The sequence below is a fragment of the Microbacterium sp. 22215 genome (genome assembly GCF_052045655.1).
Lineage (GTDB): Bacteria > Actinomycetota > Actinomycetes > Actinomycetales > Microbacteriaceae > Microbacterium > Microbacterium phyllosphaerae.
This window is the reverse complement of the sequence record NZ_JBQEPC010000002.1, coordinates 333941-357042: the sequence shown is the minus strand read 5'-3', so window position 1 is coordinate 357042 and position 23102 is coordinate 333941. Positions and strand designations below refer to the sequence as shown.

The window sequence follows — 23102 nt, the reverse complement described above, 5'->3', positions numbered from 1 at the left end:
ATGCATCCCCCGCATCACACACTCGCCACTACCCACAAGGATGTGACATGGCTTCTGCCGCGCCTGCCCTCACCCGTACCGAGACCGATTCGCTCGGGAGCATGGAGATTCCCGCCGACGCGTACTGGGGGATCCACACCGCCCGTGCCGACGCGAACTTCCCGATCACCAAGCGTCCCATCTCGGTCTACCCCGACCTGATCGTCGCCCTCGCGATGGTCAAGCAGGCGAGTGCCCGCGCCAACCGCGAGATCGGCGTACTCGATGCAGAGCGGGCCGACCTGATCGACCGCGCCGCACAGCGTGTCATCGACGGGGAGTTCCACGACCAGTTCACGGTCGGCGTCATCCAGGGCGGCGCCGGGACCTCGACGAACATGAACGCGAACGAGGTCATCACCAACATCGCCCTCGAGCTCGCCGGCCATGAGAAGGGCGATTACGCGTTCCTGTCGCCGATCGACCACACCAACCGCAGCCAGTCCACCAACGACGTGTACCCGACCGCGGTCAAGATCGGCCTGTCGCTGACGCTGCGCTCGCTGCTCGAGGAACTCGATCTGCTGCGCGTGTCGTTCCTCAACAAGTCGCACGAGTTCCACGACGTCCTGAAGGTCGGACGCACGCAGCTTCAGGATGCCGTGCCGATGACACTCGGTCAGGAGTTCCACGGCTTCGCGTCGACACTCGGCTACGACCACACGCGCCTCACCGAGAACGCGTCTCTCATGTTCGAGATCAACATGGGTGCCACGGCGATCGGCACCGGCATCACGACCCACGTCGACTACGCGCCCGCTGTGCTGAAGCACCTGCGCGAGATCACGTCGCTCGACCTGGTCACGTCGGCCGACCTCGTCGAGGCCACCAGCGACACGGGCTCCTTCATGTCGTTCTCGTCGACGCTCAAGCGCAACGCGATGAAGCTCTCGAAGATCTGCAACGACCTGCGTCTGCTGTCGTCGGGGCCGCAGGCCGGCTTCGGCGAGATCAACCTGCCTGCGATGCAGGCGGGCTCGAGCATCATGCCCGGCAAGGTCAACCCCGTGATCCCCGAGGTCGTCAACCAGGTCGCCTTCGCCGTCGCCGGCGCCGACATGACCGTGACGATGGCGGCCGAGGCGGGGCAGCTGCAGCTCAACGCCTTCGAACCCGTGATCGCGCACTCGATCTTCCAGTCGATCACCTGGATGCGTCAGGCGATGTGGACGCTCCGCGTGAACTGCATCGACGGCATCACCGCGAACCGCGACCGTCTCGGGGCGATGGTCGGAGCATCGGTCGGCGTCATCACCGCGCTCACCCCGTTCATCGGCTACGCGGCCGCGGCCGCGCTGGCCAAGACCGCGCTCCTCACGAACCGCAACGTCGCCGATCTGGTCGTCGAGGCCGGGCTGATGTCACGTGACGAGGTCATCAAGCAGCTGTCGCCGGCGCGGCTGTCGGGCCTCGAGGCGATCACCGCGGCGATCCCGGTGATCGCCCCCGAGGATCTCATCGAGATCTGACCGGACACGACGAAGGCCCCGGCGATGTCCGCCGGGGCCTTCGTCGTGTCCGCGCGGATACTCAGTCGAGAACGCGGCAGTGCGTGGTCAGCTCGCCGATGCCGTCGATGCCGACGGTCACCGTGGAGCGATCGCGCAGGAAGATCTGCGGATCGCGGGAGTAGCCGGCACCGCCGGGGCTTCCCGTCGAGATCAGCGTTCCGGGCAGCAGCGTCAGCGACTGGGAGAGGTGCGCGATGAGCTTCGCGACCGACCGGACCATCTGGTCGGTGCTGGCGTCCTGCACGGTCTGTCCGTCGACGACGGCCCAGATGTGGAGATCCTGCGGGTCGGCGATCTCGTCGGCCGTGACGGCGAACGGACCGGTCGGGGTGAATCCGTCGAACGACTTGCAGCGAGACCACTGCGCCTCGGAGAACTGGACGTTCCGAGCGGTGACGTCGTTGACCACCGTGTACCCCCAGACGTGGGAGAGCGCGTCGGCTTCGGCGACATCCTTCGCAGGAGTCCCGATCAGCACACCGAGCTCGGCCTCGTAGTCCACGGCTTCGCTCAGCGCACGAGGCCAGGAAGTCGTCTGCTCGTGTCCGGTGAGCGAATTGGGCCACAGAGTGAACACGGTCGGTGCCGCGTCGGTCTTCAGCCCGAGCTCACTGGAGTGGGCCGCGTAGTTGAGTCCGACCGCGAGGACCGCGGGGGGAGCGATCACCGCGGAGGCGAACTCCCAGGCGTCGAGCGGATGCCGCGGTGCGTCGCTGCCGGCTACAGCGGATCTGAGTGCGGCGAGCATCTGCGCGCCGCCCTCGATGAGCTGCTGCAGCGAGGCAGGGGGGTCGGGAAGGAGATCGGAGACGAGGATGGCGTCGGCACCCTCCACCACTGCGAGATGCGCAGCGGGAGAGTCGGCACGACGCAGATGAGCGAACCGCATGCTTCTACGCTATCCGGTGAGGCGCGGGAATTGCTGGAGGAAGTCGCCAGACCGAGGGGAACTTGGTTGTTCCCCATATGCTTTTGCCTATGAGTTCCGGAGGACCGTCCCAGCCATCGCCGTACACGCCGCCGCCCGCGCCGCAGCAGCCTCCGGCCCAGCAGGCGCCGACGCCGCAGCAGCCTCCGGTCGCACCGCAGCCGCAGGCGTACCCACAGCAGCAGCCGGGATACCCGCAGCAGCAGCCGCAGGGCTACCCACAGCAGCGGCCGGCGTACCCACAGCAGCAGCAGCAGCCCGGATACCCACAGCAGCCGCAGGCGTACCCCGCGAACCAGCCGCCGGCCCCGCAGCAGTACTCCGCCCAGCAGTACGCGCAGTCGAGCTACATGCCCGCCCAGTTCTCGCAGCGTCCCGCGTACGCCTCCGTTCTCGCTCAGCCGACTCCCTACGCTCCGCCGGCACCCGCGGCGCCCTCTCCGGCGCAGGGGCTGCCCGCGCTGCCCGCTGCTCGCCGCGGCGGCCGTATCGCCCTCTACTCGCTGTTCGGGTTCCTCGGACTGCTGCTTATCGCCCTCATCGCGTACTTCGGCCTGTTCCTCGGCCCGCTCGCATCGATCATCGGCTTGGTTCTGGCTCTCGTCCCGCTCGCGATCGTCTTCTTCGTCGTGCGGATGATCGATCGATGGGAGCCCGAGCCCAAGTCCCTCGTCTTCTTCGCGATCGCGTGGGGCGCGATCGCCGCCGTGGGACTCACCCTCCTCGTCGACCTCGGACTCACCGCCGTCCTCGGCATGAGGGGCGAGGTCGCCGGGGCCGTCATCCAGGCGCCCATCGTCGAGGAGTTCTGGAAGGGCTTCGGTGTCTTCCTGATCTTCCTGATCGCCCGCCGTTCGTTCGACGGCCCGGTCGACGGCGTCGTCTACGGCGCCCTGGTGGGTGCGGGCTTCGCCTTCACGGAGAACATCCAGTACTTCGCGATCAGTCTGATCGAGGGCGGTGGTGAGCAGCTGACCGTGACCTTCATCCTGCGCGCGATCATGTCACCGTTCGCCCACGCCATGTTCACCTCGCTCACCGGCCTCGCGATCGGCCTGGCGGCGCGTCGGCATGCGTCCACGGGCGCCGTACTCGGCTTCGGGCTCCTCGGGATGCTGGGTGCGATGTTCCTGCACGGTCTCTGGAACGGGTCGTCGTTCGCGAACTTCTTCCTGCTCTACTTCGTGCTGCAGGTCCCTCTGTTCGTCGGTTTCATCTTCGGCATCATCGCGCTTCGGCGGGAGGAATCCCGACTGACCAAGGCGCGCCTCGGCGACTATGCCGCCGCCGGATGGTTCACGCCCGAAGAGGTCACCATGCTGGCCACGCCGGCCGGCCGCAAGACCGGGCTGGGCTGGGCCGCACAACTGCGCGGAGACCGCCGCCCGCTCATGCGCGAATTCATCAAGGACGCCACGACGCTCGCATCCGTCCGCCAGCGCGCCATCACGGGGCGCGACCCGATGGCTCCGGCGGACGAGCAGGCTCTGCTCGCTCGTACTCGGGCCACGAGGGCGGCTCTCCTGGCCTACTGAGCGCCGGACTCGATGTCCGGTGACAGACTCAGCGCCCGGTGCTGCGGCGATGCCTGCATGTCTACCGGGCGCTGAGTTGATCTGTAAACAGGGTGCACCCGGTGTGCACGGGTGTCAAGAGCTTCGAGCGAACCAAGTCGGATTCCCTCGTATCAACGTCCCGGCGCCATGTTCGCTCTGAGCAGGCGTTGTCGCGTTGACCCGTGCCGGGGCGCTCGGGTTGGATGGAACCATGACTGATCGCACAAAGCCTGAGTTCGACGCCCCCACCGGCCCCGCTCCCGCGGAGCTCGTGATCCGCGACCTCATCGAAGGAGACGGCGCCGAGGCCAAGCCCGGCGACACCGTGACCGTGCACTACGCCGGTGTCGAGTTCGAGTCCGGCGAGGAGTTCGACTCGTCGTGGGGTCGTGGCGAGACCATCCAGTTCCCGCTCCGCGGTCTGATCCAGGGGTGGCAGGACGGCATCCCCGGTATGAAGGTCGGCGGACGCCGTGAGCTGGTCATCCCGCCGCATCTCGCCTACGGGCCCGTCGGAGGCGGACACTTCCTCTCCGGCAAGACCCTCATCTTCATCATCGACCTCGTCGCCGTCGGCTGATCCCGACAGATGCCGGAAGGCGCCGTGTCCCTCGGGGCGCGGCGCCTTTCTCGTTCCCGAAAAGTTCTTCGCGCACAGGGGAATATATGCATCTGCATGTAAGTTGTTATCCGTGACGCCGTGAACACGGCCCCTCATCCGTTGCCGCACAGTGCGGCCGATGTCTCCCGAGGAGAAACCATGACCACCATCGACATTCCCGGCTACCGCGCAGGCACCTGGGTGCTCGACCCGTCGCACAGCGAGGTCACCTTCAGCGTCCGCCACATGATGATCTCCAAGGTGCGCGGCACCTTCGGCGTCAAGAGCGCCACGCTCATCGCCCCCGAGAACCCTCTCGAGGCTCGCGTCGAGGCGAGCGTCGACGTCACGTCGATCGACACGAAGGACGAGGGGCGCGACACGCATCTGCGCTCGGGCGACTTCTTCGACACCGAGAACTTCCCGACCATGGAGTTCGTCTCGACGGGTGCGCGCGCCGAGGGCGGCGAGCTCTTCGTCGACGGCGACCTGACCATCCGCGGCATCACCAAGCCGGTCAGCTTCGAGCTCGACTTCGGCGGGTTCGGCTCCGACCCGTGGGGCAACTACAAGGCCGGCGCCTCGGCGAAGACCGTCATCAACCGCGAGGACTTCGGTCTCACGTGGAACGCGGCGCTCGAGACCGGTGGCGTGCTCGTCGGCAAGGACGTCACGATCAGCCTCGACCTGCAGGGCGCTCTGCAGCAGGACTGATCGACAGCTCTGCTCTCGAGAACCCCGGGCCCCTCAGGGCTCGGGGTTCTCTGCGTCGTACGCGCGGAAGCGGGTGCTGCGACGCGCGAGCAGAGCGACGAGGGCGATCACCAGGAATCCACCGAGCAGCGGCGGGAACCACAGTGACGTGAGCGAGGCGAGCGTGCCCGCGTACAGCGCGCCGACACGCGGTCCTCCGGCGACGACGACGATGAACACGCCCTGAAGGCGCCCTCGCATGGAGTCGGGGACCGATGCCTGCATCATCGTGTTCCGATAGATCGAACTGACGTTGTCGGAAGCCCCGGAGGCCGCGAGCAGGATGCAGGCGGCGACGATCAGGCCGACGTTCGGGAGCTTCTCGGTCGCGGGGGAGGAGAAGGCGCCGATCAGCAGGACCACGCCGAACCCCAGGATCGAGGCGCCGTACGCCTCGACCGCCCGCTCGATCCCTCGGCCGTGCCATCGGTACTGCACGACGCGTCCCGAGAAGAGGCTCGAGGTGAACGTGCCGACGGCGACGGCCGCCGTGAGGATGCCGGTCGTGACCGCGCCGCCGCCGAGCGGCACGGTGCCGAGGGCCGGGAACAGCGCGAGGGGCTGGCCGAAGGTCATCGCGATGATGTCCATGACGTACTGCGTGCGGATGTTGCTCGCCCGCTTCAGGAACCCCCATCCGTCGACGAGGGATGCGAGTCCTGGACGCACGATCTCGCCCTCGGGCCGCAGCGCCGGAAGAGTCCACAGTCCGAGGAACATCGACAGCATCAGGACGACGTCGATCGTGTACGTCCACCCGTATCCGGTCAGGGCGACGAGGATGCCGGCGAGGGCCGGCCCCGCCATGACGGTGAGACCGAACGCGACGCCGTTGAGCGCGGAGGCCGCAGCGAGCAGATCGCGGGGGATCAGGCGGGGGACGATCGCGGTGCGGGTCGCCATTCCCACGGAGTTCGCGGCGGAGTTGATGATGCTCAGGACGTACAGCCACCAGATCGTCTCCGCCCCGGTCCAGGTGAGCGCGGCCAGCAGGCCTGTCGACGCGAACGTCACGGTCGCGGCGATCAGCGCGACGCGCCGACGATCGAAGGCGTCGGCGAGCATCCCGCCGTAGAGGCCGGCGAGGATCATCGGCACGAGCCCCGCCACGGCGATCATCGAGACGGCGAAGGTGCTCCCGGTGAGCGCGAACACGTGCAGCATCACGGTGACGATCGTGAGCTGGCCGCCGATGCCCGCGAGCACGGAGCCGATCCACATCCGCGCGAACGCCGGGCTGGCCTTCAGAGGGCTGAGGTCGATCAGATGGCTGCGAGCCGTGCTCACGCCGCGTGCCTGTCGTGCATGACCCGAGCGTATCCGAGACGCGGAAGGTGCAGCCGACGGAGGTCACGCACCGCCATCGAGTCCTGGTAGACTCTTCAGGTTGCCGTTCGATCGGCCGCGGATAAAGAGAGCTCACGCATCAGGCGTCGGGCACCGCGCAACAAGCAGAGAGGGGATCGAATCTATGGCACTGGAAGCAGACGTCAAGAAGGCGATCATCGAAGAGTACGCGACGCACCCCGGTGACACCGGATCCCCCGAGGTGCAGGCCGCGATGCTGACGCAGCGCATCAAGGACCTCACCGAGCACCTGAAGGAGCACAAGCACGACCACCACTCGCGTCGTGGCCTGTTCCTGCTCGTGGGTCAGCGCCGTCGTCTGCTCGGCTACCTCCAGAGCGTCGACATCGAGCGTTACCGCTCGCTGATCGCACGCCTGGGTCTCCGCCGATAAGGCGCAGCGAGCCAGCGTACAATCGCGCAGAACATTCTTGAGAAGGCCGTCCCAGGTGTGGGGCGGCCTTCGTCATTGTCGGGGTTGACCTCCCCTGGACTTTCCATTAGGAAAGTAGTGAGCTTTCCAGATGGAAAGCGAAGGAGGTCACGCGATGGAGCAGAAGCCGGTCCAAGGACACGAAGCGCTCGCGCCTCCCAGTGCGGACATCGCCCGACAGTATCTCGATGAGGCGGACGCCGCGGTGAACCGGCGCGCCCGCGCGGTGGACCGGCGGTCGCTGGCGTGGCTGCAGCTCGTGAACGCGGTGACCACGTCGGTGTACCTCGTCGCTCTGGCCACGGCGATACGCGATCACGGCGGCGTGACGCCGCAGGTCTTCGTCTTCAGCTTTCTCATGTGGGGGCAGCTCTCCACGGGCATGGCTCAGCGCAGCGGGATGCAGCTGCGCCTGACGTGGTCGCGCTGGCCCGCGCTGGTGGCCGGCGGGGCGCTGACGATCGCGGCCCTCGTCGTCTTCGGCTTCGCGATCTTCGATCCGGGGTTCCCGGCCATCGGCGTGTGGATTCCGGCCATCCTCATCCTGGTCGGGTTCGGTGGCTACGGTGCGGTGCAGCTCGCTCGTGCATCCGGCGACCCACGACCGCCGCGGTCGACGCCGAAGCCGCTTCCCCGCGGCATCCGGTGGGGAACCATCTGCGTCGGAGTCGCGCTCGGAGTGATGACGATGCTCGGCTCGGCGCCGGACGGGCTGCTCGCGAGCACGCTTCTCCTGCTCGTCGTGCTGATGACGTTCGCATGGCTCGTCGCGGCGCGCAGCGAGATGGGCCTCCCGGCCATCGGCGCCTCGTGGCGCTGGCCGCACCTCGTCGCTTTCGCTGTCGCCGCAGGCGCGCTGACACTGCTCGTGCTGCTCGACGGCGTTCCGATCGGCCTCGGATTCGTCGGCGGCCTGGGAATCATCGCGCTGTTCATCGCCGTGTCCTTCATCCCCGGACGTGATCTGCGTGACTGACATCCCGTCGGTGCCTCACCCGCGGACGCGACTCGACGACAACTTCGCATCGCCGATCCGCTTCTCGGTCCTGGCCTCGCTCGGGGACGGCATCGAGCTGGACTTCGCGACGCTGCGCGAGATCCTCCAGTGCGGCGACTCGCCGTTGAGCAAGGCCATCTCGCATCTGCAGGCCGCAGGGTACGTGGTGGCGCGCAAGGGCCGCCTCGGCAGCCGCCCTCGCACGTGGGTCTATTCGACGGCAGCGGGCCGCGCGGCCTTCGCCGGGCACCTCCAGGCGTTGCGCGAGATCGTCGCGCTCGGAGGCGGCTCGGCGCTGTAGATCACGTCAGGCGCTCGTCCCGACCAGGTCGGGATGATGGATCGCCGCCACGTCGGGGTGAGCGCGCAGTCGTGACTTCATGGCGTTCTCGCCGTAGGTGGCGTGGATGGGGTTGCTCGGGTCCTCGGTGATGCCGGTCGCCTCGGCGGCCAGGTCTGCCGGCAGCTCGAGGAGCGGCAGCTGCTGGTCGAGGGCGGGGTTGAAGAAGAACGGGATCGAGATGCGCTCCTCCGGCGCCTTCGGCGAGATCACGCGGTGGTTGGTGGCCTTGAGGTAGCCGCCGGTCGCGTACTCCAGAAGCTCCCCGATGTTGACGACGAACGCGCCGGGAACAGGCGGGGCCGATACCCACTCGCCGTTGCGCTCGACCTGGAGGCCGCCCTTGCCCGGCTCCACCCAGAGCAGGGTGAGGACGCCGGAGTCCTTGTGCGCACCGACGCCCTGCTGCGGCTCCGGCTCGTGCGTGCCGGGGTAGCGGACGATCTTGATCAGCGTCGACGGGTCGCGGAAGGGCTCGTCGAAGTACGTCTCCTCCGCCCCGAGGGTGGTGGCCCAGGCTCGCAGCAGCTTGTGCGCGATCTCGGTCAGTGTGTCATGCCACTCCGTGACGACCGCCTTGAGCTCGGGCTGCGCCGCCGGCCACAGGTTCGGGCCCACCAGGCGGTTGAAGGCCGGTCCGCCCTCGACGGGCTCGCGCTCCGGGCCGATGTCGATCTGCTCGCGCCAGTCGACCTTGCCCTGGGTGCGTTCTCCGCCGATGCGGGTGTACCCCCGGAAATGCGGGCTGTTGACGTTCTCGATCGCGAGCTTGTCGTCGTCCGGCAGCGCGAAGAAATCCAGCGCCGCTCGATGCAGGCGTGCTTCCAGCTCGGGGGAGATCCCGGTGCCCGTGAGGTAGAAGAAGCCCACATCGTGGGTCGCGGCTCTGAGGTCGTCTCGGAATCGCGCGGCGGCCTCGGGGCCGGCATCGAGCTGGGACAGGTCGAGGATGGGGAGCGAGAGATCAGCCATTCACCGAGCGTAGATCGGTCCCGAGGGTGTGCGGCCGTGTGTTGCGTCGGATTACCGACCTCATCCCGAACGCCGATTTCGAGCGGGCGAGGATCTGGTGCTAACCTCCTCTAGGTAAGGGATGCCTTACCTTGGTCTTCTCCCAGAGAGTCTCCCTCCGTGTCTCCCTCCGTGCTCGCCACCTTCCTCATCGGTCTTCGTGAAGGCCTCGAGGCCGCGCTCGTCGTCGGCATCCTCGTCGCCTATCTTCGACGACTCGGACGCAGCGATGCTCTGCCGAGGCTCTGGGCCGGCGTGGGACTCGCTGTCGCGCTCGCCCTCGGCATCGGAGCCGTCCTGACCTTCGGAGCGTACGCACTGACGTTCGAGGCGCAGGAGCTGATCGGAGGGCTGCTGTCACTGCTCGCGGTCGGCATGGTGACCTGGATGATCTTCTGGATGCAGAAGGCCGGTCGCACGATGAAGGCGACGCTCGAGGGCGGACTCGACCGCGCGCTGACCCAGGGAGGTATCTGGGCGCTGGTCGCGATCGGTTTCGTCTCGGTGGCTCGAGAGGGGATCGAGACCACTCTTCTGCTGTGGTCGATGGTGCAGTCCTTCGGAGGCGCGCCGTCCGCACTGATCGGAGCGGTGCTCGGCCTGCTCACGGCTGTGGTGATCGGCTGGCTTCTCGCGCGTGGCGCCATGCGTCTCGACCTCCGTCGATTCTTCACCTGGACGAGCGGATTCCTCGTCATCGTCGCCGCCGGGGTGCTCGCCTACGCGATCATGGACCTCCAGGAGGCCGGTGCGCTTCCTGGCCCGTTCACCGCCGCCGCTCCGATCGACGCCGCGACCGGTGCCGTCGCCCTCGGCTGGGCGGCCTTCCCCTTCGGCTGGGCGTTCGACGTGACGAACGTCATCGCCCCTGACAGCGCCTGGGCCACGATCCTCCAGGCGACCGTCGGATTCATGCCGCGCATGACCTGGCTCCAGGTCGCCGCGTGGGTGCTGTATCTGGTCGTCGTCGGATTCTTCTTCGTCCGCGGGCTGCGCGCCCGCCGCCCCTCCGAACCTCGAACCCCGACCTCCGAAGAACAGGACCGGTCGGCATCCGCACTCACCCAGCAAGGAGCAGCATGACCACCTCTCGCCGAATCCTCGGTGCCGTCGCCGCCGCGGGCGCTGCAGCCCTCGTCCTGAGCGGCTGCGTCGCCAAGAGCGACGTCGCCGCCGGTGCGGCGTTCGACGTCTCGTCGACCGACTCGGAGTGCGCCGTGTCCGGCGCGACCGCGAAGAGCGGGACGCTCACGTTCGACGTGACGAACGACAGCGGACAGACCTCGGAGTTCTACCTGCTCGCGGATGACGGGCTCCGCATCGTCGGCGAGGTCGAGAACATCGCGCCCTCCGCATCGCGCACGCTGACGGTCGTCGCCCAGCCCGGGAAGTACTTCACGCTGTGCAAGCCGGGCATGATCGGCGACGGCGTCGGCAAGTCCGAGTTCACCGTGACAGGCGACCGGGTCGCCGTCGAAGGCGAGGACGCCGAGCAGAAGCAGCAGGCGGTCGATCTGTACGGCGCGTTCGTGAAGGACCAGGTCGGACAACTCGTGCCTGCGGTCGATGAGCTCGTCGCCGCCTACGAGTCGGGCGACGACGAGACCGCCCGCGCGCTCTTCCCGCAGACGCGGGCGTTCTACGAGCGCATCGAGCCCGTGGCCGAGGCTCTCGGCACGCTCGACCCGCGGATCGACTACCGCGAGGTCGACGCCGTCGCCGAGGGACTCGACTGGACGGGCTTCCACCGCATCGAGAAGGACCTCTGGGTGCCTGCGCAGGACGCTCTGAACGCCGACGGTGAGACGCCCGCCTGGCAGGATTGGGCACCGTCCACGACCGACGAGCGTGCCGACTACGGCGACCAGCTGCTCGCCGACGTGCAGGAGCTCTACGACTACGTGCACTCGGACGACTTCACCACCGCGCTGGACGACCAGGGCATCGGCGGAATCTCGAACGGCGCGATCGCGCTTCTCGACGAGGTCGCGACCGGCAAGATCTCGGGCGAGGAGGACTGGTGGTCGGGTACCGACCTCTACGACTTCGCGGCGAACGTCGAGGGTTCCAAGATGGCGTTCTCGCTCGTGCAGGACTTCGCCACCGCTCAGGGCGACGACGGCGCGGCGCTGGTGACCGAGATCGAGGACGGATACACCGCTCTCGAGGAGTCGCTCGCGGCTCACGGTTCCCTCGCGGACGGATTCGTCGGGTACTCCGAGCTGACCGACGCCGACAAGCGGGAGTTCACCGACCTCATCAACGCGCTCGCGGAGCCGCTGTCGCAGCTCACGGGCACCGTCCTCGACTGATTCGACGGGTACGATCTCGCAGGTGGAAGAAAGCTCGAAGGATGCCATGGTCGCCGACTCCGTGACGGAGGAGGCGGCCGCGGCGAACCCTGCCGCTGGTCTCAGCCGGCGAGGACTCCTCGGTCTCGCGATCGGCGGGGGAGTGGCCTCGCTCGCGGTCGGCATGGGCGCAGGCCTCGCCGGCGGGGTCGCACTCGGCCGGACCAGGGCTCACGCCGAGGCCGAGCACGCCTACGACTTCTTCGGTGCGCATCAGGCAGGGATCACCACCCCCGTGCAGGAGCACCTGCACTTCGCCTCGTTCGACATGATGCCCCGCACCGACCGTGACGACCTGGTCAGCCTGCTGCAGGATTGGACCTACGCCGCCTCTCGGATGTCCCAGGGGCTCGAGGTGAGCGCGACCGGCGCGGTCGGCGGCGATGCGGAGGTCCCGCCGGATGACACCGGAGAGGCGCTCGGGCTGCCCGCGGCGGGTCTCACGATCACGATCGGCTTCGGCCCGACCCTGTTCGAGAACGAGGACGGCGACCGGTACGGCATCGCGGACCGACGCCCGGCCGCCCTCGTGCGCCTTCCCGCCTTCCTCGGTGACGACCTCGACCCGCAGACGTCCCACGGTGATCTCTGCATCCAAGCCTGCGCGGATGACCCTCAGGTCGCCGTTCATGCGATCCGCAATCTCAGCCGAATCGCCTTCGGGCGCGCGAAGCTGCGCTGGTCGCAGCTCGGCTTCGGCAAGACCTCCCGCACGACATCCGATCAGGCGACCCCGCGGAACCTCTTCGGATTCAAGGACGGCACCGCGAACATCCTCGCCGACGACTCCGCCGCTCTCGACGAGAACGTCTGGGTGGCGCCATCCGACGAGCCCGCATGGATGGCGGGCGGCTCGTACCTGGTTGCCCGAAAGATCGCGATGCTGATCGAGACGTGGGATCGCGTGCGGCTCTCCGAGCAGGATGCGATCATCGGGCGCGACAAGGGCGAGGGCGCCCCGTTGTCGGGCGGTGACGAGTTCGCCGCACCCGACTTCGGCACTTCGGCCATCGACGCGAACGCGCACGTGCGGTTGGCGCACCCGAGCCAGAACGACGGCATCCGCATCCTCCGCCGCGGGTTCAACTACGTCAACGGCAACAACGACCTCGGACGTCTCGACGCCGGGCTCTTCTTCCTCTCGTATCAGCGCGATCCCGCGCAGTTCATCACCCTGCAGCGACGGCTGTCCACCGATCGCATGAACGAGTACATCAGGCACGTCGGCTCGGGGATCTGGGCGATCCCCGCAGGTGCGACACCGGGGTCGTACGTCGGGGCCGGTCTCTTCGCCTGACGCGGGTCCTCGCTCAGGTGTCGAGGGTGTCGACCGCGAATGCGGCCACGGCATCCGCGCCGAAATGGTCGTCAGCCGTGATGGTCACGACCGCGTCGTCACGGAAGATGAGCAGCTGCCCGTAGGCGCCGTGCAGGCGCCAGCTCGGGCCGGGGCCGTCCCAGCCCGACATCGCGTAGCGCTCATAGCCGGGGTTCGCGCCCGCCACGACCCAGTCGGAGTGCATCGCGTCGATCACCGAGGCCGGCACGAGGCGTCGTCCCTCCCACTCGCCGCTGTCCCGGATGAGGCGTCCGAGGCGTGCGAGCTCCTCCGTGCGCAGGGCGATGCCGCTCCCGGCGACGATGCGTCCCCGGGGGCAGCGCTCCCACTCGATGTCGTCGATGCTGAGCGGGTCGAGCAGCCGCGGGCGGAGGAACTCGACGACGTCGCCGACCCTCGACGCGAGCACGGTCATCGCCGTGTAGGTGCTGGCGTTGGAGTACTGGAACACCCGCCCGCGCGACGGGCGAGAGAGGAACTCCCTCGCCAGATCGGGCCAGTCGGTCATCAGGGTCTCGGACCAGGGGAGGTCGATGCCGCTCGACATGGACAGCAGGTGCCGGAGCGTGACCTGATCGACGCCGTCGCCGACCGTGAACTCCGGCAGGTACCGCGTCACCGGTGCGTCCGGTTCGATCAGGCCTTCGTCGGCGGCGAGCCCGACGGCGAGCACGCAGATGCCCTTCGCGACAGAGTGGATCTCCTCGCGGACGTCGGGCGTCCACCGATGCTCGGCGACATCGCCGCCGACACGGACGTGGAGTCCGTGGGCCCCGAATCCCGATTCGTCGACGTGCTCCACGATGCGGTCGCGGATCTGCTGGGCTCGCGTCATCGGCGCGGTTCGCCCGGTGCGTGCGGAGGACGAGGCCTGCGGGATCCGGTGGGATCGCTGCGGTGCCCCTCGCGGCCGGCGAGATCAGGGTCTCTGAAGAGCCAACGGGGGCGCGGTTCGACGAGCGGTCGGAACACCCAGCGCACCGGTTTCGTCGCGAGTGCGAGAGCCAGTGCGACCGAGAGCAGTGTCACCAGCGGCAGCCAGAGCCAGGTCGGGTCGAGATCGCGCAGGACACCGGACTCGCGGAAGGGGTACAGGACGAACGAGTGCAGGAGGAACACATACATCGTGTACTGGCCGAACCGCGTCCACCAGTATGTCCCTCGGGGGATCAGGGTGAAGAACGCTGCACTCAGCACCACGGCGAGCAGCATCAGTGCGATGCGCACGCCGCCTGCCCACCATTGCTCTCCGCCGAGATCGGCGTACGCGTCCTCGTAGAAGAGCCAGTGGCCGAGATCGATCTCCTTCCACACGTCGATCCAGTTCCAGGCGGCGAAGCCTGCGGCTGCGAGGACCACGACGCTCGCGAGACGGATCCACCAGGGTCGGACGTCCAGAAGGCGCAGGCGAGACACGATGTCGCGCTCGCGCAGCCACCAGCCCAGGGTGAAGAACGGCAGCAGGCCGAGCGTGCGTGACAGCGAGAACGTGCTGTCGACGTTGGGGAGGTAGCCGACGCCGATGGAGACGATGACGGTCCACAGCAACGGCCATCGCAGCAGGGCGAGGTAGGGGAGCACGAGACGGAAGATGCCGAGAGCCAGGAGGAACCACAGCGTCCAGGACGGCTTGGTGAAGTTCGGATCGGCGTGTCCCTCGACGAGGAACTTCGTCAGGGTCCAGAGGAACTCGAAGATGAAGTACGGGAGGAGGATGTCGGTGATCACGCGAGCCATCTGCACGCGGGTCGGCGACCCCGACTTCGAGAAGTACCCCGAGATGATCGCGAACGCCGGCATGTGGAAGGCATACAGCGCGAGGTAGGCCGCGAGCGCGATGTCGGAGTCGTAGGTGAGGCGCTGGATGGCGTGGCCGAGGACGACCAGCACGATGCACGCGTAGCGTGCGTTGTCCCAGAACGGGACGCGCCTGCGGGGCTTCTGGACGGATCCGGTGGTGGGGTTCGTCGTATCGGCGCCGGCACTGTGCATCCTCCGAGGCTACTCGGGGAATAATGTTGCTCGCATCGCGTTGACTCAGATACATTCAAATGAATAGAAGCGGGTGCAGGGCATCCGGTTCGGAGAAGACGGAGCAATCATGAGTGAGCAGGCAGGCGTCCCGGTGCAGTTCGGCATCATGTCGGTCAGCGACATCACCCGCGACCCCACCACCGGTGTCACGCCGAGTGAGCAGGAGCGGATCAAGGCCACCCTGGCGATCGCCAAGCACAGCGAAGAGGTCGGTCTCGACGTCTTCGCGATCGGCGAGCACCACAACCCTCCGTTCTGGTCCTCGAGCCCCACGACGTTCCTCGCCGCACTCGCCGCCCAGACCGAGCGGCTCATCGTGTCGACGTCGACGACGCTCATCACGACCAACGACCCTGTGCGCATCGCCGAGGAGTACGCGATGCTGCAGCACGTCTCGGACGGACGCATGGACCTCATGCTCGGCCGCGGCAACACCGGACCGGTCTACCCGTGGTTCGGCAAGGACATCCGTCAGGGCCTCCCGCTCGCGATCGAGAACTACGCCCTGCTGCACAAGCTGTGGCGTGAGGATGTCGTCGACTGGGAGGGCAAGTTCCGCACCCCGCTGCAGGGCTTCACCTCGACTCCCCGTCCGCTCGACGGCGTCGCTCCGTTCGTCTGGCACGGCTCCATCCGTACGCCCGAGATCGCCGAACAGGCCGCCTACTACGGCGACGGCTTCTTCGCGAACAACATCTTCTGGCCGAAGGAGCACTACCAGCGTCTGATCGAGCTGTACCGCCAGCGCTACGCCCACTACGGACACGGCACGCCGGAGCAGGCGATCGTCGGTCTCGGCGGGCAGGTGTTCATGGCGGCGAAGTCGCAGGATGCGGTGAACCGGTTCCGCCCGTACTTCGACAACGCTCCCGTCTACGGACATGGGCCGAGCATGGAGGACTTCACCGAGATGACCCCGCTCACGGTCGGGTCGCCTCAGCAGGTCATCGACCGCTACGCCGCGATGCGCGAGCACTACGGGGACTACCAGCGCCAGCTGTTCCTGATCGATCACGCGGGTCTGCCCCTGAAGACGGTTCTCGAGCAGCTCGACATCCTCGGCTCCGAGGTCGTGCCGGTGCTCCGCAAGGAGCTGGCCAAGGATCGACCGGCGACCGTGCCGGATGCCCCGACGCACGCGGCCCGAGTGAAGGCGGAGTTCGGTGACGGGCCCACCCGTCAGGCGCGCCCGGGTGCGAACCGCGGCGACAACCTGACCGGGGACTCTCCGTACCAGGACACCCCGGCTCCGGCCGGTGCCGCCTTCGGACTCAGCCGGAAGGAGGCCTGAGATGGCCACTCGTCGGATCGCCGTCGTCTCGGCGGGGCTCTCGAACCCCTCGTCGACGCGGATGCTCGCGGATCGTCTCGCGGCCGAGACCGTGAAGGCGCTCGCCGCTCACGACATAGACGCCGGTGTCGACGTGATCGAGCTGCGCGACTACGCGCACGACATCACGAACAACCTGCTCACCGGGTTCGCACCGCCGGCGCTGGAGACCGCGATCAACACCGTCGTGTCGGCGGATGCGCTGATCGCCGTCACACCGATCTTCTCCACGAGCTACAACGGACTGTTCAAGTCGTTCATCGACGTGCTCGACCCGGACGCGCTCACGGGCAAGCCCGTGCTCATCGGAGCGAACGCCGGCACCGCCCGGCACTCGCTCGCGATCGACTACGCGATCCGTCCGCTGTTCGCCTACCTGCACGCCGAGGCCGTCTCGACGGGCGTGTTCGCGGCGTCCAGCGATTGGGGTGGAGCCGGTGACGATGTGGCACCCCTCGCGAAGCGTGTCGAGAAGGGCGCCCGTGAGCTCGCTGAGGCGATCGCGCGTCGCGAGACGGCCGCGGTCGCCGATCCCTACGATCCGGCCACCTATCTCGGTGAAGGACGCTCGTTCGGGCACATGCTCGGCGGCCTCGCCGGAGAGTGAGCGATGCCCCGGCTCGACCGGGAACAGGTGAAGGGCCATGAGGCCGTAGACGATGTCCGAAGGGCGTCGTACGGTGACCTCATGGCCCTTCGTTCTGTGCTCGAATCCGCGCGGGATGCCCTGCGCGGCGACCTCATCCTCCCCGGCGACGAATCCTTCGAAGCCGCTCGCCGCCCGTGGAACCTGGCGATCGAACAGCATCCGGCGGGCGTTGCGGTGCCGGCTGATCTGCGCGATCTGCGCACGCTCCTCCGCACCGCGCGCGACGCGGGAGTGACGCTCGCGGTGCAGCCCACCGGTCACGGAGCCGACGGAGACCTCGCCGAGGCCGTCATCGTCCGCATGGCCGCCTTCGACGAGCTCTCGGTCGACCTCGGGTCCGGTGTCGTCCGGGTCGGCAGCGGAGTCCGGTGGGGTGCCGTCGTCGAGGCGCTCGAAGGAACCGGCTGGGTGGCTCCTGCCGGCACGAGCCCGGTCGTCGCCGTCGCGGGGTACACCCTGGGCGGCGGCCACTCCTGGTTCAGCCGCACGGCGGGACTGGGGTCCGACAATCTCAGGGCGGCGTGGGTGCTGCGCGGCGACGGGACCCACGAGCGGATCGATGACGAGAGCGACCCCGAGCTGATGTGGGCGCTGCGCGGCGCGGGCGGCATCGTCGGAATCGTGACGGCCCTCGAGATCGACCTCGTGCCCGCGCCGACGCTGTGGGGCACCGAACTCACTTTCGACGCCGCAGACGCCGGGTCGGTGATGCGGGCCGTCCGAGACCTGTCCGCAGACGCTCCGACGTCGCTCAACGTGTTCGTGAACTCGATGCGCATGCCCGACACTCCGCAGCTGCCCGAGGAGATACGCGGGCACAGCTTCCTCACCGTGCAGGCGCTCTCCACGGTCGGGGCGGCTGACGACTTGATCGACCGCGTTCGGCGAGCCGGTACCGTTCGGCGTGAGGTCTCAGGGGCGACGTCACCGAAGTCCGTCGCCGCCGCGAGCGGCGAACCCACCGAGCCGACGCCGGGCAAGGGAGCCTCTGCCGCGCTCTCGTCGCTCGACGACTCGACGATCGACGACCTCTTCCGCTTCCGCGGGCTGCCGGAGCAGTGGCCGATCATGGGCATCGAGATCCGGATGCTGGGTGGCGCGGTGGATGACCCGAGGCGATCGGGGTTCGCGACGCTTCAGGGTGTCGATTGGCTGCTCCACGCGCTCGTGCCCGTCTTTCCGGGAGTACCGAGCGAACCGGGTGACGCGAGCATGACGAGCTTCCGAGACGTGTTGGCACGGGCCGCCGCACCGCACACGGTCCCGACGTTCCTCGGTTCGGGAGAGACTCTCGAGCGGTGCGGTGACCCAGCGTCGATCGGTCGTCTCCGCGAGGTCAGGGCTGCTGCAGATCCGGAATCGCTGATCCACGAGGGTCGGCTCCTGCGCTGACTGCGGTCCGTGTTCGCGGACTGAGTCACGATCGACAGCGCGACCGCCCGAGGACGGCGCCGGATCGACGTCAGTCCGCGTCGGTCCGTCGGATCCAGCTGTACTCCGTCTCGGGGCGTCCACGTGCGCCATAGCGGGCGCTGCGTGTGATGATGCCCGAATCGGTGAGATGCTCCAGGTACCTCCGCACGGACACCCGCGACATCCCGAGCCGCGCGGCCGCCTCGCTCGCCGACACCGCGGCGCCGGAGGAACGCAGCTCGGACGTCACCTTCTGCAGCGTGGCCGCCGACAGTCCCTTGGGGATCGGGATCGTCCCGGTCGTGCGTCCGAGAAGCGCATCGATCTCCGCCTGGGTCGCCTCGCCGGCCGTCGACCGCGCCTGCTCCCGATACGTTCGATAGGCGGTGAGGCGCTCGTGGAACACCGCGAACGGGAACGGCTTCACGAGGTACTGGTACACCCCGAGAGCGGCCATCTGCCGCACGGTCTCGGCGTCGCGTACACCGGTGATCGCGATCACGTCCACAGCCGCCGCGCGGGAACGGAGCCCGCGGAGCACGTCGATGCCCGAGCCGTCGGGCATCGTGATGTCGAGGAGGACGAGCTCGAAAGGCTCCTCGGGTGGCTGTTCGAGAACCGCCGTGAGCGCGGCACGGGCTCCGGTGCACTCGCCGCCGACGACGAAGCCGTCGATCCTCTCGAGGTACGAGCGATGGAGTTCGAGCGTCAGAGCGTCGTCGTCGACGATCAGGGTGCGGATCACGGTGTCCTCCGTCCTCTCGCCGGTGGGAGGACGACGGTGAAGGTGGTCGGATGAGCCGTGAGCTCCACGGAGCCGCCCGCCCCGACGACGACCGCCTCGACGAGGGCGAGTCCGACGCCTCGCCCCTGCGCGCCCGCCGGTTTCGTCGAGTACCCGTGGGCGAAGACGCGCTGGCGCAGTTCGGAAGGGATGCCGTCACCGCCGTCCGACACCTCCAGGATGATTCCGCCCCCCGTCGAGGGGCGCAGCACCACCTCGACCCAGCGCTCGGTGCCCGCCGCTGCGGCATCCATGGCGTTGTCGATCAGGTTGCCGAGCACGGCGACGCTGTCGACGGGGGAGAGGGGTGACGCGGGGGTGTCCGGGTCGATGCGGACCCGCCAGTCGATTCCGCGCTCCCTGGCCTGTGACGCCTTGCCGAGCAACAGAGCGCCCACTGCAGGGTCGCCGGCCTGCCGTGCGGTCACCTGATCGACGAGGGACTGGCTCTGGCGTGAGGTCGCGGTCAGGATCTCGATCGCCTCGTCGGTGCGCCCCAGCTCGAGGAGCGCGACGGCGGTGTGCATCCGATTGCCGTGCTCGTGCGTCTGGGCGCGCAGCGCGTCTCCGAGCGTGCGCAGCGATTCGTACGACGACACGGCGTCGCGGACCTTCCCCGGGGGCAGGTCCCCAGCGATCCCCCGGGTGAATCGACGCGCGATCCAGGCGCCGAGCGCGCCCAGGGCGACCAATCCGAGCGTGATGCCGATCGAGAGCGGCAGGCGGCGGATCAGAGTTTCGGAGATGGATTCGATCGTGACCCCGGACGACACCCAGCCGAGCAGTTCACCTCCAGACGCGACCACGGGCACGATGGTCCGCACCGAGGGGCCCAGGGTGCCGGTGAAGACCTCGGTGAGCGTGCGCGGCGCGTCGGGGATCGTGCCGAGATAGTCTCCGCCGATCTGATCGAGATCGGGGTGTGTGAGTCGTGTTCCGTCGGGCGTCATGATCGTCACGAAGTCGAGACCGGCGTCCGCGATCACCTCGAGCGCGTACGGCTCGAGCACTCGGGTCGCTTCGCCCGGCTCCTCAGACGCGAGCGCGTCGATCACGAGAGGGGATGAGGCGAGCGTCGCCGCTGTGGCAGCGGTCACGCGCTCCGCTTCCGCATGGGTGGCACGCTGCGCATCCACGACCAGGAAGACGGCCACCAGGGCGCCCACCACGACCGCTGCCGCCAGCAGCACGAGGAAGACCCGGGAAGCGATGCTCCTCGTGTCGCGGGCGTGGGTCATCGCGTCCTTCCGATCGTCGGTGATCGCGGAGTCCGGGATACCGGTGGTGACCAATACGACCACAAATGGTGCTGCCGAGGGAAGTCCGCGACGGTGAGCTTACCGAAGGCGAGGGCGCCTGCGGGCATGAGACGACGACGTTCATGATCAAGGAGGAAAACATGGCCATCACGACAGGGTTCTCGCTTCCCGGTTTCCACTGGCGGCGGGGCAAGCAGGCCTGGGACAGGCACACCTGGCTGTACGTCTCGGTGATCATCGCCGTCGTGCTCGGCGCGGCGGTCGGCCTGATCTGGCCGGAGGTGGGCCAGAGCCTCGAGCCGATCGGCAAGGGCTTCGTGTCGCTCATCAAGATGATGATCGCGCCGATCATCTTCTGCACGATCGTGGTCGGCGTCGGCTCGATCGCGAAAGCGGCGACGGTCGGCAAGATCGGCGGCCTGGCGCTGCTCTACTTCATGGTCATGTCCACGTTCGCGCTCGCGATCGGCCTGGTCGTCGGCAACATCATCCACCCGGGTGCCGGCCTCGACATGGCGAACTCGAGCTACGACGCGACCGACACCGAGGCCAAGACCACCACGGAGTTCATCCTCGGGATCATCCCCACGACCTTCTTCTCGGCGTTCACGGGCGAGAGCGTCCTGCAGGTGCTGTTCATCGCCCTGCTGGTGGGCTTCGCGCTCCAGGGACTCGGGGAGAAGGGCGCCCCGATCATGGATGCCGTCAAGAACCTGCAGAAGCTCGTGTTCCGCATCCTCGGCATGATCCTGTGGCTCGCGCCCCTCGGCGCCTTCGGAGCGATCGCGGCGGTGGTGGGCAAGACCGGCATCGCGGCCATCTGGAGCCTCGGCGTGCTCATGATCGCGTTCTACATCACGTGCATCCTCTTCATCGTCGTGGTGTTGGGAACGCTTCTCTACGCCGTCACGCGGGTCAACATCTTCAGCCTGGTCAAATACCTCGCACGTGAGTACCTGTTGATCGTCGGCACCTCGTCGTCGGAGTCCGCGCTTCCGCGCCTCATCGCGAAGATGGAGCACATCGGCGTCTCCAAGCCGGTCGTCGGCATCACCGTGCCGACGGGGTACTCGTTCAACCTCGACGGAACCGCGATCTACCTGACCATGGCGTCGCTCTTCATCGCGACGGGAATGGGACAGCCGATGTCGATCGGTGAGCAGATCGGACTCCTGGTGTTCATGATCATCGCCAGCAAGGGTGCCGCCGGTGTCACCGGTGCGGGGCTCGCGACGCTCGCCGGTGGTCTGCAGGCCTACCGTCCTGATCTGGTCGACGGCGTCGGCGTGATCGTGGGCATCGACCGTTTCATGTCCGAAGGGCGCGCGCTCACCAACTTCACCGGCAACGCGGTCGCCACCCTCCTGATCGGCACGTGGACCCGTCAGATCGATCGCGACCGCGTGCAGCAGGTGCTCAGCGGTGCGCTGCCCTTCGAGGAGTCGCAGCTCGACGGCGTGGACGAGCACGGGATGGCCGACGAGCGGGATGCCGTCGACGTACAGGGCCTGAAGGAATCGGCCCTCGACGAGATGGCGGCGAAGGAGGAGCGGGCTCGGCTTCGCGCCACGCGGAACTGACCCTCAGCGGAAAGAGGGATGCGGGGGTCGACGTGTCGTCGGCTCCCGCATCCGTATGGTCAACCGCTCTTGCGTCGGAACTCGCGCCGCGTCTGCGGGGCCGGCGCGCCGTGGACAGCGGAGTCGCCGTCCAGGTGGGCCTCGCCCTGCCGGTGGTGCGCGTTCTTCTTCTCGAGCGCTTCCTTGAACTTGCGCTTCATCTCCTCGCTGGAGGAGGCGCCTTCTTCGGTGCTCATGTTCGCCAGCCTAGGGCACGCCTCTGATGGGTGGGGAGGATTACCGCCGTGCTCTGCGGAAGGCGAGATCGATCACCGCACCGAGACCGAGTGCGACCGCCACGGACACCCCGACGGCCACCACGGGGCCACCGGGAACGAGAGCGGCGACGACGGCGCCCACGGATGCCTGATACGTCGCCCACCCGAACGCCGCCACGGTCACCAGACTCAGATACCGACCGGGATGTATGCGCGACGCGCCGGCGACGAGGTTGATGGCCAGACGCGCGAAAGGAACGAAGCGGGCCGTGAACAGCACCGTGGCCGTTCCGCCGTCGAGTCGGCGTCGCGCCCAGGCGAGAGCCTGACGAACGCGAGTCGCCCGCATCCATCGCCAGCGTTCCGTCCCGACCGTGCGACCGATCAGATAGCAGGCGCTGTCGCCCGCCGCGGCCGCGACTCCGGCGCAGACGATCACCGCCCACAGGGGAGGCACGCCCGACGATGAGGAGACGGCGCCGAGCGCGGTGACGGCGATCTCACCCGGCACGACGACGAAGAACGCGTCACCGAGCACGAGGAGGCTCATGACGGCGAGGGCCCAGGGGCCGGTGAGCAGATCGGACACG

General features: G+C 68.0%; 23 protein-coding genes. 14 read left to right on the top strand and 9 right to left on the bottom strand.

Annotation, left to right across the window (positions count from 1 at the left end):
* The first annotated feature begins 47 nt into the window (after window positions 1–47).
* Entirely contained in the window at window positions 48–1508 is a 1461-nt protein-coding gene (locus tag ACTJKH_RS05020; protein WP_210097695.1) for an aspartate ammonia-lyase, read from the top strand.
* Window positions 1509–1569: 61 nt separating this feature from the next.
* Here the strand turns inward: ACTJKH_RS05020 and ACTJKH_RS05015 are convergent, their stop codons facing one another.
* Entirely contained in the window at window positions 1570–2439 is an 870-nt protein-coding gene (locus ACTJKH_RS05015) for a fumarylacetoacetate hydrolase family protein (protein WP_440735987.1), read from the bottom strand.
* Between the two features lie 89 nt (window positions 2440–2528).
* Here ACTJKH_RS05015 and ACTJKH_RS05010 point away from each other — a divergent pair, with 89 nt between their 5' ends.
* From ACTJKH_RS05010 to ACTJKH_RS05000, 3 genes are all read left to right on the top strand, one after another.
* Window positions 2529–4013 (top strand): PrsW family intramembrane metalloprotease, encoded by a 1485-nt coding sequence (locus ACTJKH_RS05010; RefSeq protein WP_440735986.1) that lies wholly within the window; start codon window positions 2529–2531, stop codon window positions 4011–4013.
* A 232-nt stretch (window positions 4014–4245) separates the two neighbouring features.
* Window positions 4246–4614, top strand: coding sequence for an FKBP-type peptidyl-prolyl cis-trans isomerase (locus ACTJKH_RS05005; protein ID WP_210097697.1), 369 nt, complete (start codon window positions 4246–4248; stop codon window positions 4612–4614).
* Window positions 4615–4794: 180 nt separating this feature from the next.
* Window positions 4795–5349: a YceI family protein gene (locus tag ACTJKH_RS05000; RefSeq protein ID WP_045280511.1), complete on the top strand. Its 555-nt coding sequence runs from the start codon at window positions 4795–4797 to the stop codon at window positions 5347–5349.
* A 33-nt stretch (window positions 5350–5382) separates the two neighbouring features.
* Here ACTJKH_RS05000 and ACTJKH_RS04995 read toward each other — a convergent pair whose 3' ends face one another.
* The gene (locus tag ACTJKH_RS04995) at window positions 5383–6675 is read right to left on the bottom strand and encodes an MFS transporter (RefSeq protein WP_440735985.1); all 1293 of its coding nucleotides are present in this window, start codon (window positions 6673–6675) and stop codon (window positions 5383–5385) included.
* Between the two features lie 184 nt (window positions 6676–6859).
* Here ACTJKH_RS04995 and rpsO point away from each other — a divergent pair, with 184 nt between their 5' ends.
* The 3 genes from rpsO (at window position 6860) to ACTJKH_RS04980 (ending at window position 8466) form a co-directional block, all read left to right on the top strand.
* Window positions 6860–7129, top strand: a complete 270-nt coding sequence (gene rpsO, locus ACTJKH_RS04990; RefSeq protein WP_017203073.1) for a 30S ribosomal protein S15 — start codon at window positions 6860–6862, stop codon at window positions 7127–7129.
* Window positions 7130–7283: 154 nt separating this feature from the next.
* Complete coding sequence (locus ACTJKH_RS04985) at window positions 7284–8144, top strand: hypothetical protein (RefSeq protein ID WP_440735984.1); 861 nt, start codon at window positions 7284–7286, stop codon at window positions 8142–8144.
* Window positions 8137–8466: a transcriptional regulator gene (locus ACTJKH_RS04980; protein WP_440735983.1), complete on the top strand. Its 330-nt coding sequence runs from the start codon at window positions 8137–8139 to the stop codon at window positions 8464–8466. Before ACTJKH_RS04985 ends, ACTJKH_RS04980 begins: the two co-directional genes overlap by 8 nt.
* A gap of 6 nt (window positions 8467–8472) precedes the next feature.
* On the opposite strand, the gene ACTJKH_RS04975 is transcribed toward ACTJKH_RS04980, so the two are convergent.
* Window positions 8473–9477 carry an isopenicillin N synthase family dioxygenase gene (locus tag ACTJKH_RS04975; protein ID WP_440735982.1) on the bottom strand — a complete coding sequence of 335 codons (1005 nt, stop codon included), beginning with the start codon at window positions 9475–9477 and terminating at the stop codon, window positions 8473–8475.
* A gap of 171 nt (window positions 9478–9648) precedes the next feature.
* Here ACTJKH_RS04975 and efeU point away from each other — a divergent pair, with 171 nt between their 5' ends.
* Genes efeU through efeB form a run of 3 tightly spaced genes read left to right on the top strand, consistent with a single transcriptional unit; the run spans window position 9649 to window position 13164 of the window.
* Window positions 9649–10599, top strand: a complete 951-nt coding sequence (gene efeU, locus ACTJKH_RS04970; RefSeq protein WP_440736148.1) for an iron uptake transporter permease EfeU — start codon at window positions 9649–9651, stop codon at window positions 10597–10599.
* Entirely contained in the window at window positions 10596–11828 is a 1233-nt protein-coding gene (gene efeO, locus ACTJKH_RS04965) for an iron uptake system protein EfeO (protein ID WP_440735981.1), read from the top strand. The genes efeU and efeO overlap by 4 nt, the downstream gene beginning before the upstream one ends.
* A gap of 46 nt (window positions 11829–11874) precedes the next feature.
* Window positions 11875–13164: an iron uptake transporter deferrochelatase/peroxidase subunit gene (gene efeB / locus ACTJKH_RS04960; RefSeq protein WP_440736147.1), complete on the top strand. Its 1290-nt coding sequence runs from the start codon at window positions 11875–11877 to the stop codon at window positions 13162–13164.
* A gap of 13 nt (window positions 13165–13177) precedes the next feature.
* Here efeB and ACTJKH_RS04955 read toward each other — a convergent pair whose 3' ends face one another.
* Together ACTJKH_RS04955 and ACTJKH_RS04950 are read right to left on the bottom strand one after the other, a co-directional pair.
* Window positions 13178–14041: a serine hydrolase domain-containing protein gene (locus ACTJKH_RS04955; protein ID WP_440735980.1), complete on the bottom strand. Its 864-nt coding sequence runs from the start codon at window positions 14039–14041 to the stop codon at window positions 13178–13180.
* The gene (locus tag ACTJKH_RS04950) at window positions 14038–15198 is read right to left on the bottom strand and encodes an acyltransferase family protein (protein ID WP_440735979.1); all 1161 of its coding nucleotides are present in this window, start codon (window positions 15196–15198) and stop codon (window positions 14038–14040) included. Before ACTJKH_RS04950 ends, ACTJKH_RS04955 begins: the two co-directional genes overlap by 4 nt.
* A 109-nt stretch (window positions 15199–15307) precedes the next feature.
* Here ACTJKH_RS04950 and ACTJKH_RS04945 point away from each other — a divergent pair, with 109 nt between their 5' ends.
* The 3 genes from ACTJKH_RS04945 (at window position 15308) to ACTJKH_RS04935 (ending at window position 18611) form a co-directional block, all read left to right on the top strand.
* The gene (locus ACTJKH_RS04945) at window positions 15308–16531 is read left to right on the top strand and encodes an LLM class flavin-dependent oxidoreductase (RefSeq protein WP_440735978.1); all 1224 of its coding nucleotides are present in this window, start codon (window positions 15308–15310) and stop codon (window positions 16529–16531) included.
* 1 nt (window position 16532) lies between these two features.
* On the top strand, window positions 16533–17177 hold the full coding sequence (locus ACTJKH_RS04940) for an FMN reductase (protein WP_440735977.1): 645 nt from the start codon (window positions 16533–16535) through the stop codon (window positions 17175–17177).
* A gap of 81 nt (window positions 17178–17258) precedes the next feature.
* Window positions 17259–18611, top strand: a complete 1353-nt coding sequence (locus ACTJKH_RS04935) for an FAD-binding oxidoreductase (protein WP_440735976.1) — start codon at window positions 17259–17261, stop codon at window positions 18609–18611.
* A gap of 70 nt (window positions 18612–18681) precedes the next feature.
* Here ACTJKH_RS04935 and ACTJKH_RS04930 read toward each other — a convergent pair whose 3' ends face one another.
* Window positions 18682–19377, bottom strand: coding sequence for a response regulator (locus tag ACTJKH_RS04930; RefSeq protein ID WP_440735975.1), 696 nt, complete (start codon window positions 19375–19377; stop codon window positions 18682–18684).
* Window positions 19374–20654, bottom strand: coding sequence for an ATP-binding protein (locus ACTJKH_RS04925; protein ID WP_440735974.1), 1281 nt, complete (start codon window positions 20652–20654; stop codon window positions 19374–19376). Before ACTJKH_RS04925 ends, ACTJKH_RS04930 begins: the two co-directional genes overlap by 4 nt.
* A 161-nt stretch (window positions 20655–20815) precedes the next feature.
* On the opposite strand from ACTJKH_RS04925, the gene ACTJKH_RS04920 reads away from it, so the two are divergent.
* Window positions 20816–22255 carry a cation:dicarboxylate symporter family transporter gene (locus tag ACTJKH_RS04920; protein ID WP_210097709.1) on the top strand — a complete coding sequence of 480 codons (1440 nt, stop codon included), beginning with the start codon at window positions 20816–20818 and terminating at the stop codon, window positions 22253–22255.
* Window positions 22256–22314: 59 nt separating this feature from the next.
* On the opposite strand, the gene ACTJKH_RS04915 is transcribed toward ACTJKH_RS04920, so the two are convergent.
* Together ACTJKH_RS04915 and ACTJKH_RS04910 are read right to left on the bottom strand one after the other, a co-directional pair.
* Entirely contained in the window at window positions 22315–22491 is a 177-nt protein-coding gene (locus ACTJKH_RS04915; RefSeq protein WP_091232420.1) for a DUF5302 domain-containing protein, read from the bottom strand.
* A gap of 40 nt (window positions 22492–22531) precedes the next feature.
* Window positions 22532–23101 (bottom strand): DedA family protein, encoded by a 570-nt coding sequence (locus ACTJKH_RS04910; RefSeq protein WP_440735973.1) that lies wholly within the window; start codon window positions 23099–23101, stop codon window positions 22532–22534.
* Window position 23102 lies beyond the last annotated feature (1 nt).

Bases quoted from the DNA above. Each gene is read 5' to 3' on its own strand.
- ACTJKH_RS05020 (WP_210097695.1), top strand. From the start codon at position 48: ATGGCTTCTGCCGCGCCTGCCCTCACCCGTACCGAGACCGATTCGCTC.
- ACTJKH_RS05015 (WP_440735987.1), bottom strand. From the start codon at position 2,439: ATGCGGTTCGCTCATCTGCGTCGTGCCGACTCTCCCGCTGCGCATCTC.
- ACTJKH_RS05010 (WP_440735986.1), top strand. From the start codon at position 2,529: ATGAGTTCCGGAGGACCGTCCCAGCCATCGCCGTACACGCCGCCGCCC.
- ACTJKH_RS05005 (WP_210097697.1), top strand. From the start codon at position 4,246: ATGACTGATCGCACAAAGCCTGAGTTCGACGCCCCCACCGGCCCCGCT.
- ACTJKH_RS05000 (WP_045280511.1), top strand. From the start codon at position 4,795: ATGACCACCATCGACATTCCCGGCTACCGCGCAGGCACCTGGGTGCTC.
- rpsO (WP_017203073.1), top strand. From the start codon at position 6,860: ATGGCACTGGAAGCAGACGTCAAGAAGGCGATCATCGAAGAGTACGCG.
- ACTJKH_RS04985 (WP_440735984.1), top strand. From the start codon at position 7,284: ATGGAGCAGAAGCCGGTCCAAGGACACGAAGCGCTCGCGCCTCCCAGT.
- ACTJKH_RS04975 (WP_440735982.1), bottom strand. From the start codon at position 9,477: ATGGCTGATCTCTCGCTCCCCATCCTCGACCTGTCCCAGCTCGATGCC.
- efeO (WP_440735981.1), top strand. From the start codon at position 10,596: ATGACCACCTCTCGCCGAATCCTCGGTGCCGTCGCCGCCGCGGGCGCT.
- efeB (WP_440736147.1), top strand. From the start codon at position 11,875: ATGGTCGCCGACTCCGTGACGGAGGAGGCGGCCGCGGCGAACCCTGCC.
- ACTJKH_RS04955 (WP_440735980.1), bottom strand. From the start codon at position 14,041: ATGACGCGAGCCCAGCAGATCCGCGACCGCATCGTGGAGCACGTCGAC.
- ACTJKH_RS04950 (WP_440735979.1), bottom strand. From the start codon at position 15,198: ATGCACAGTGCCGGCGCCGATACGACGAACCCCACCACCGGATCCGTC.
- ACTJKH_RS04945 (WP_440735978.1), top strand. From the start codon at position 15,308: ATGAGTGAGCAGGCAGGCGTCCCGGTGCAGTTCGGCATCATGTCGGTC.
- ACTJKH_RS04940 (WP_440735977.1), top strand. From the start codon at position 16,533: ATGGCCACTCGTCGGATCGCCGTCGTCTCGGCGGGGCTCTCGAACCCC.
- ACTJKH_RS04935 (WP_440735976.1), top strand. From the start codon at position 17,259: ATGGCCCTTCGTTCTGTGCTCGAATCCGCGCGGGATGCCCTGCGCGGC.
- ACTJKH_RS04925 (WP_440735974.1), bottom strand. From the start codon at position 20,654: ATGACCCACGCCCGCGACACGAGGAGCATCGCTTCCCGGGTCTTCCTC.
- ACTJKH_RS04920 (WP_210097709.1), top strand. From the start codon at position 20,816: ATGGCCATCACGACAGGGTTCTCGCTTCCCGGTTTCCACTGGCGGCGG.
- ACTJKH_RS04915 (WP_091232420.1), bottom strand. From the start codon at position 22,491: ATGAGCACCGAAGAAGGCGCCTCCTCCAGCGAGGAGATGAAGCGCAAG.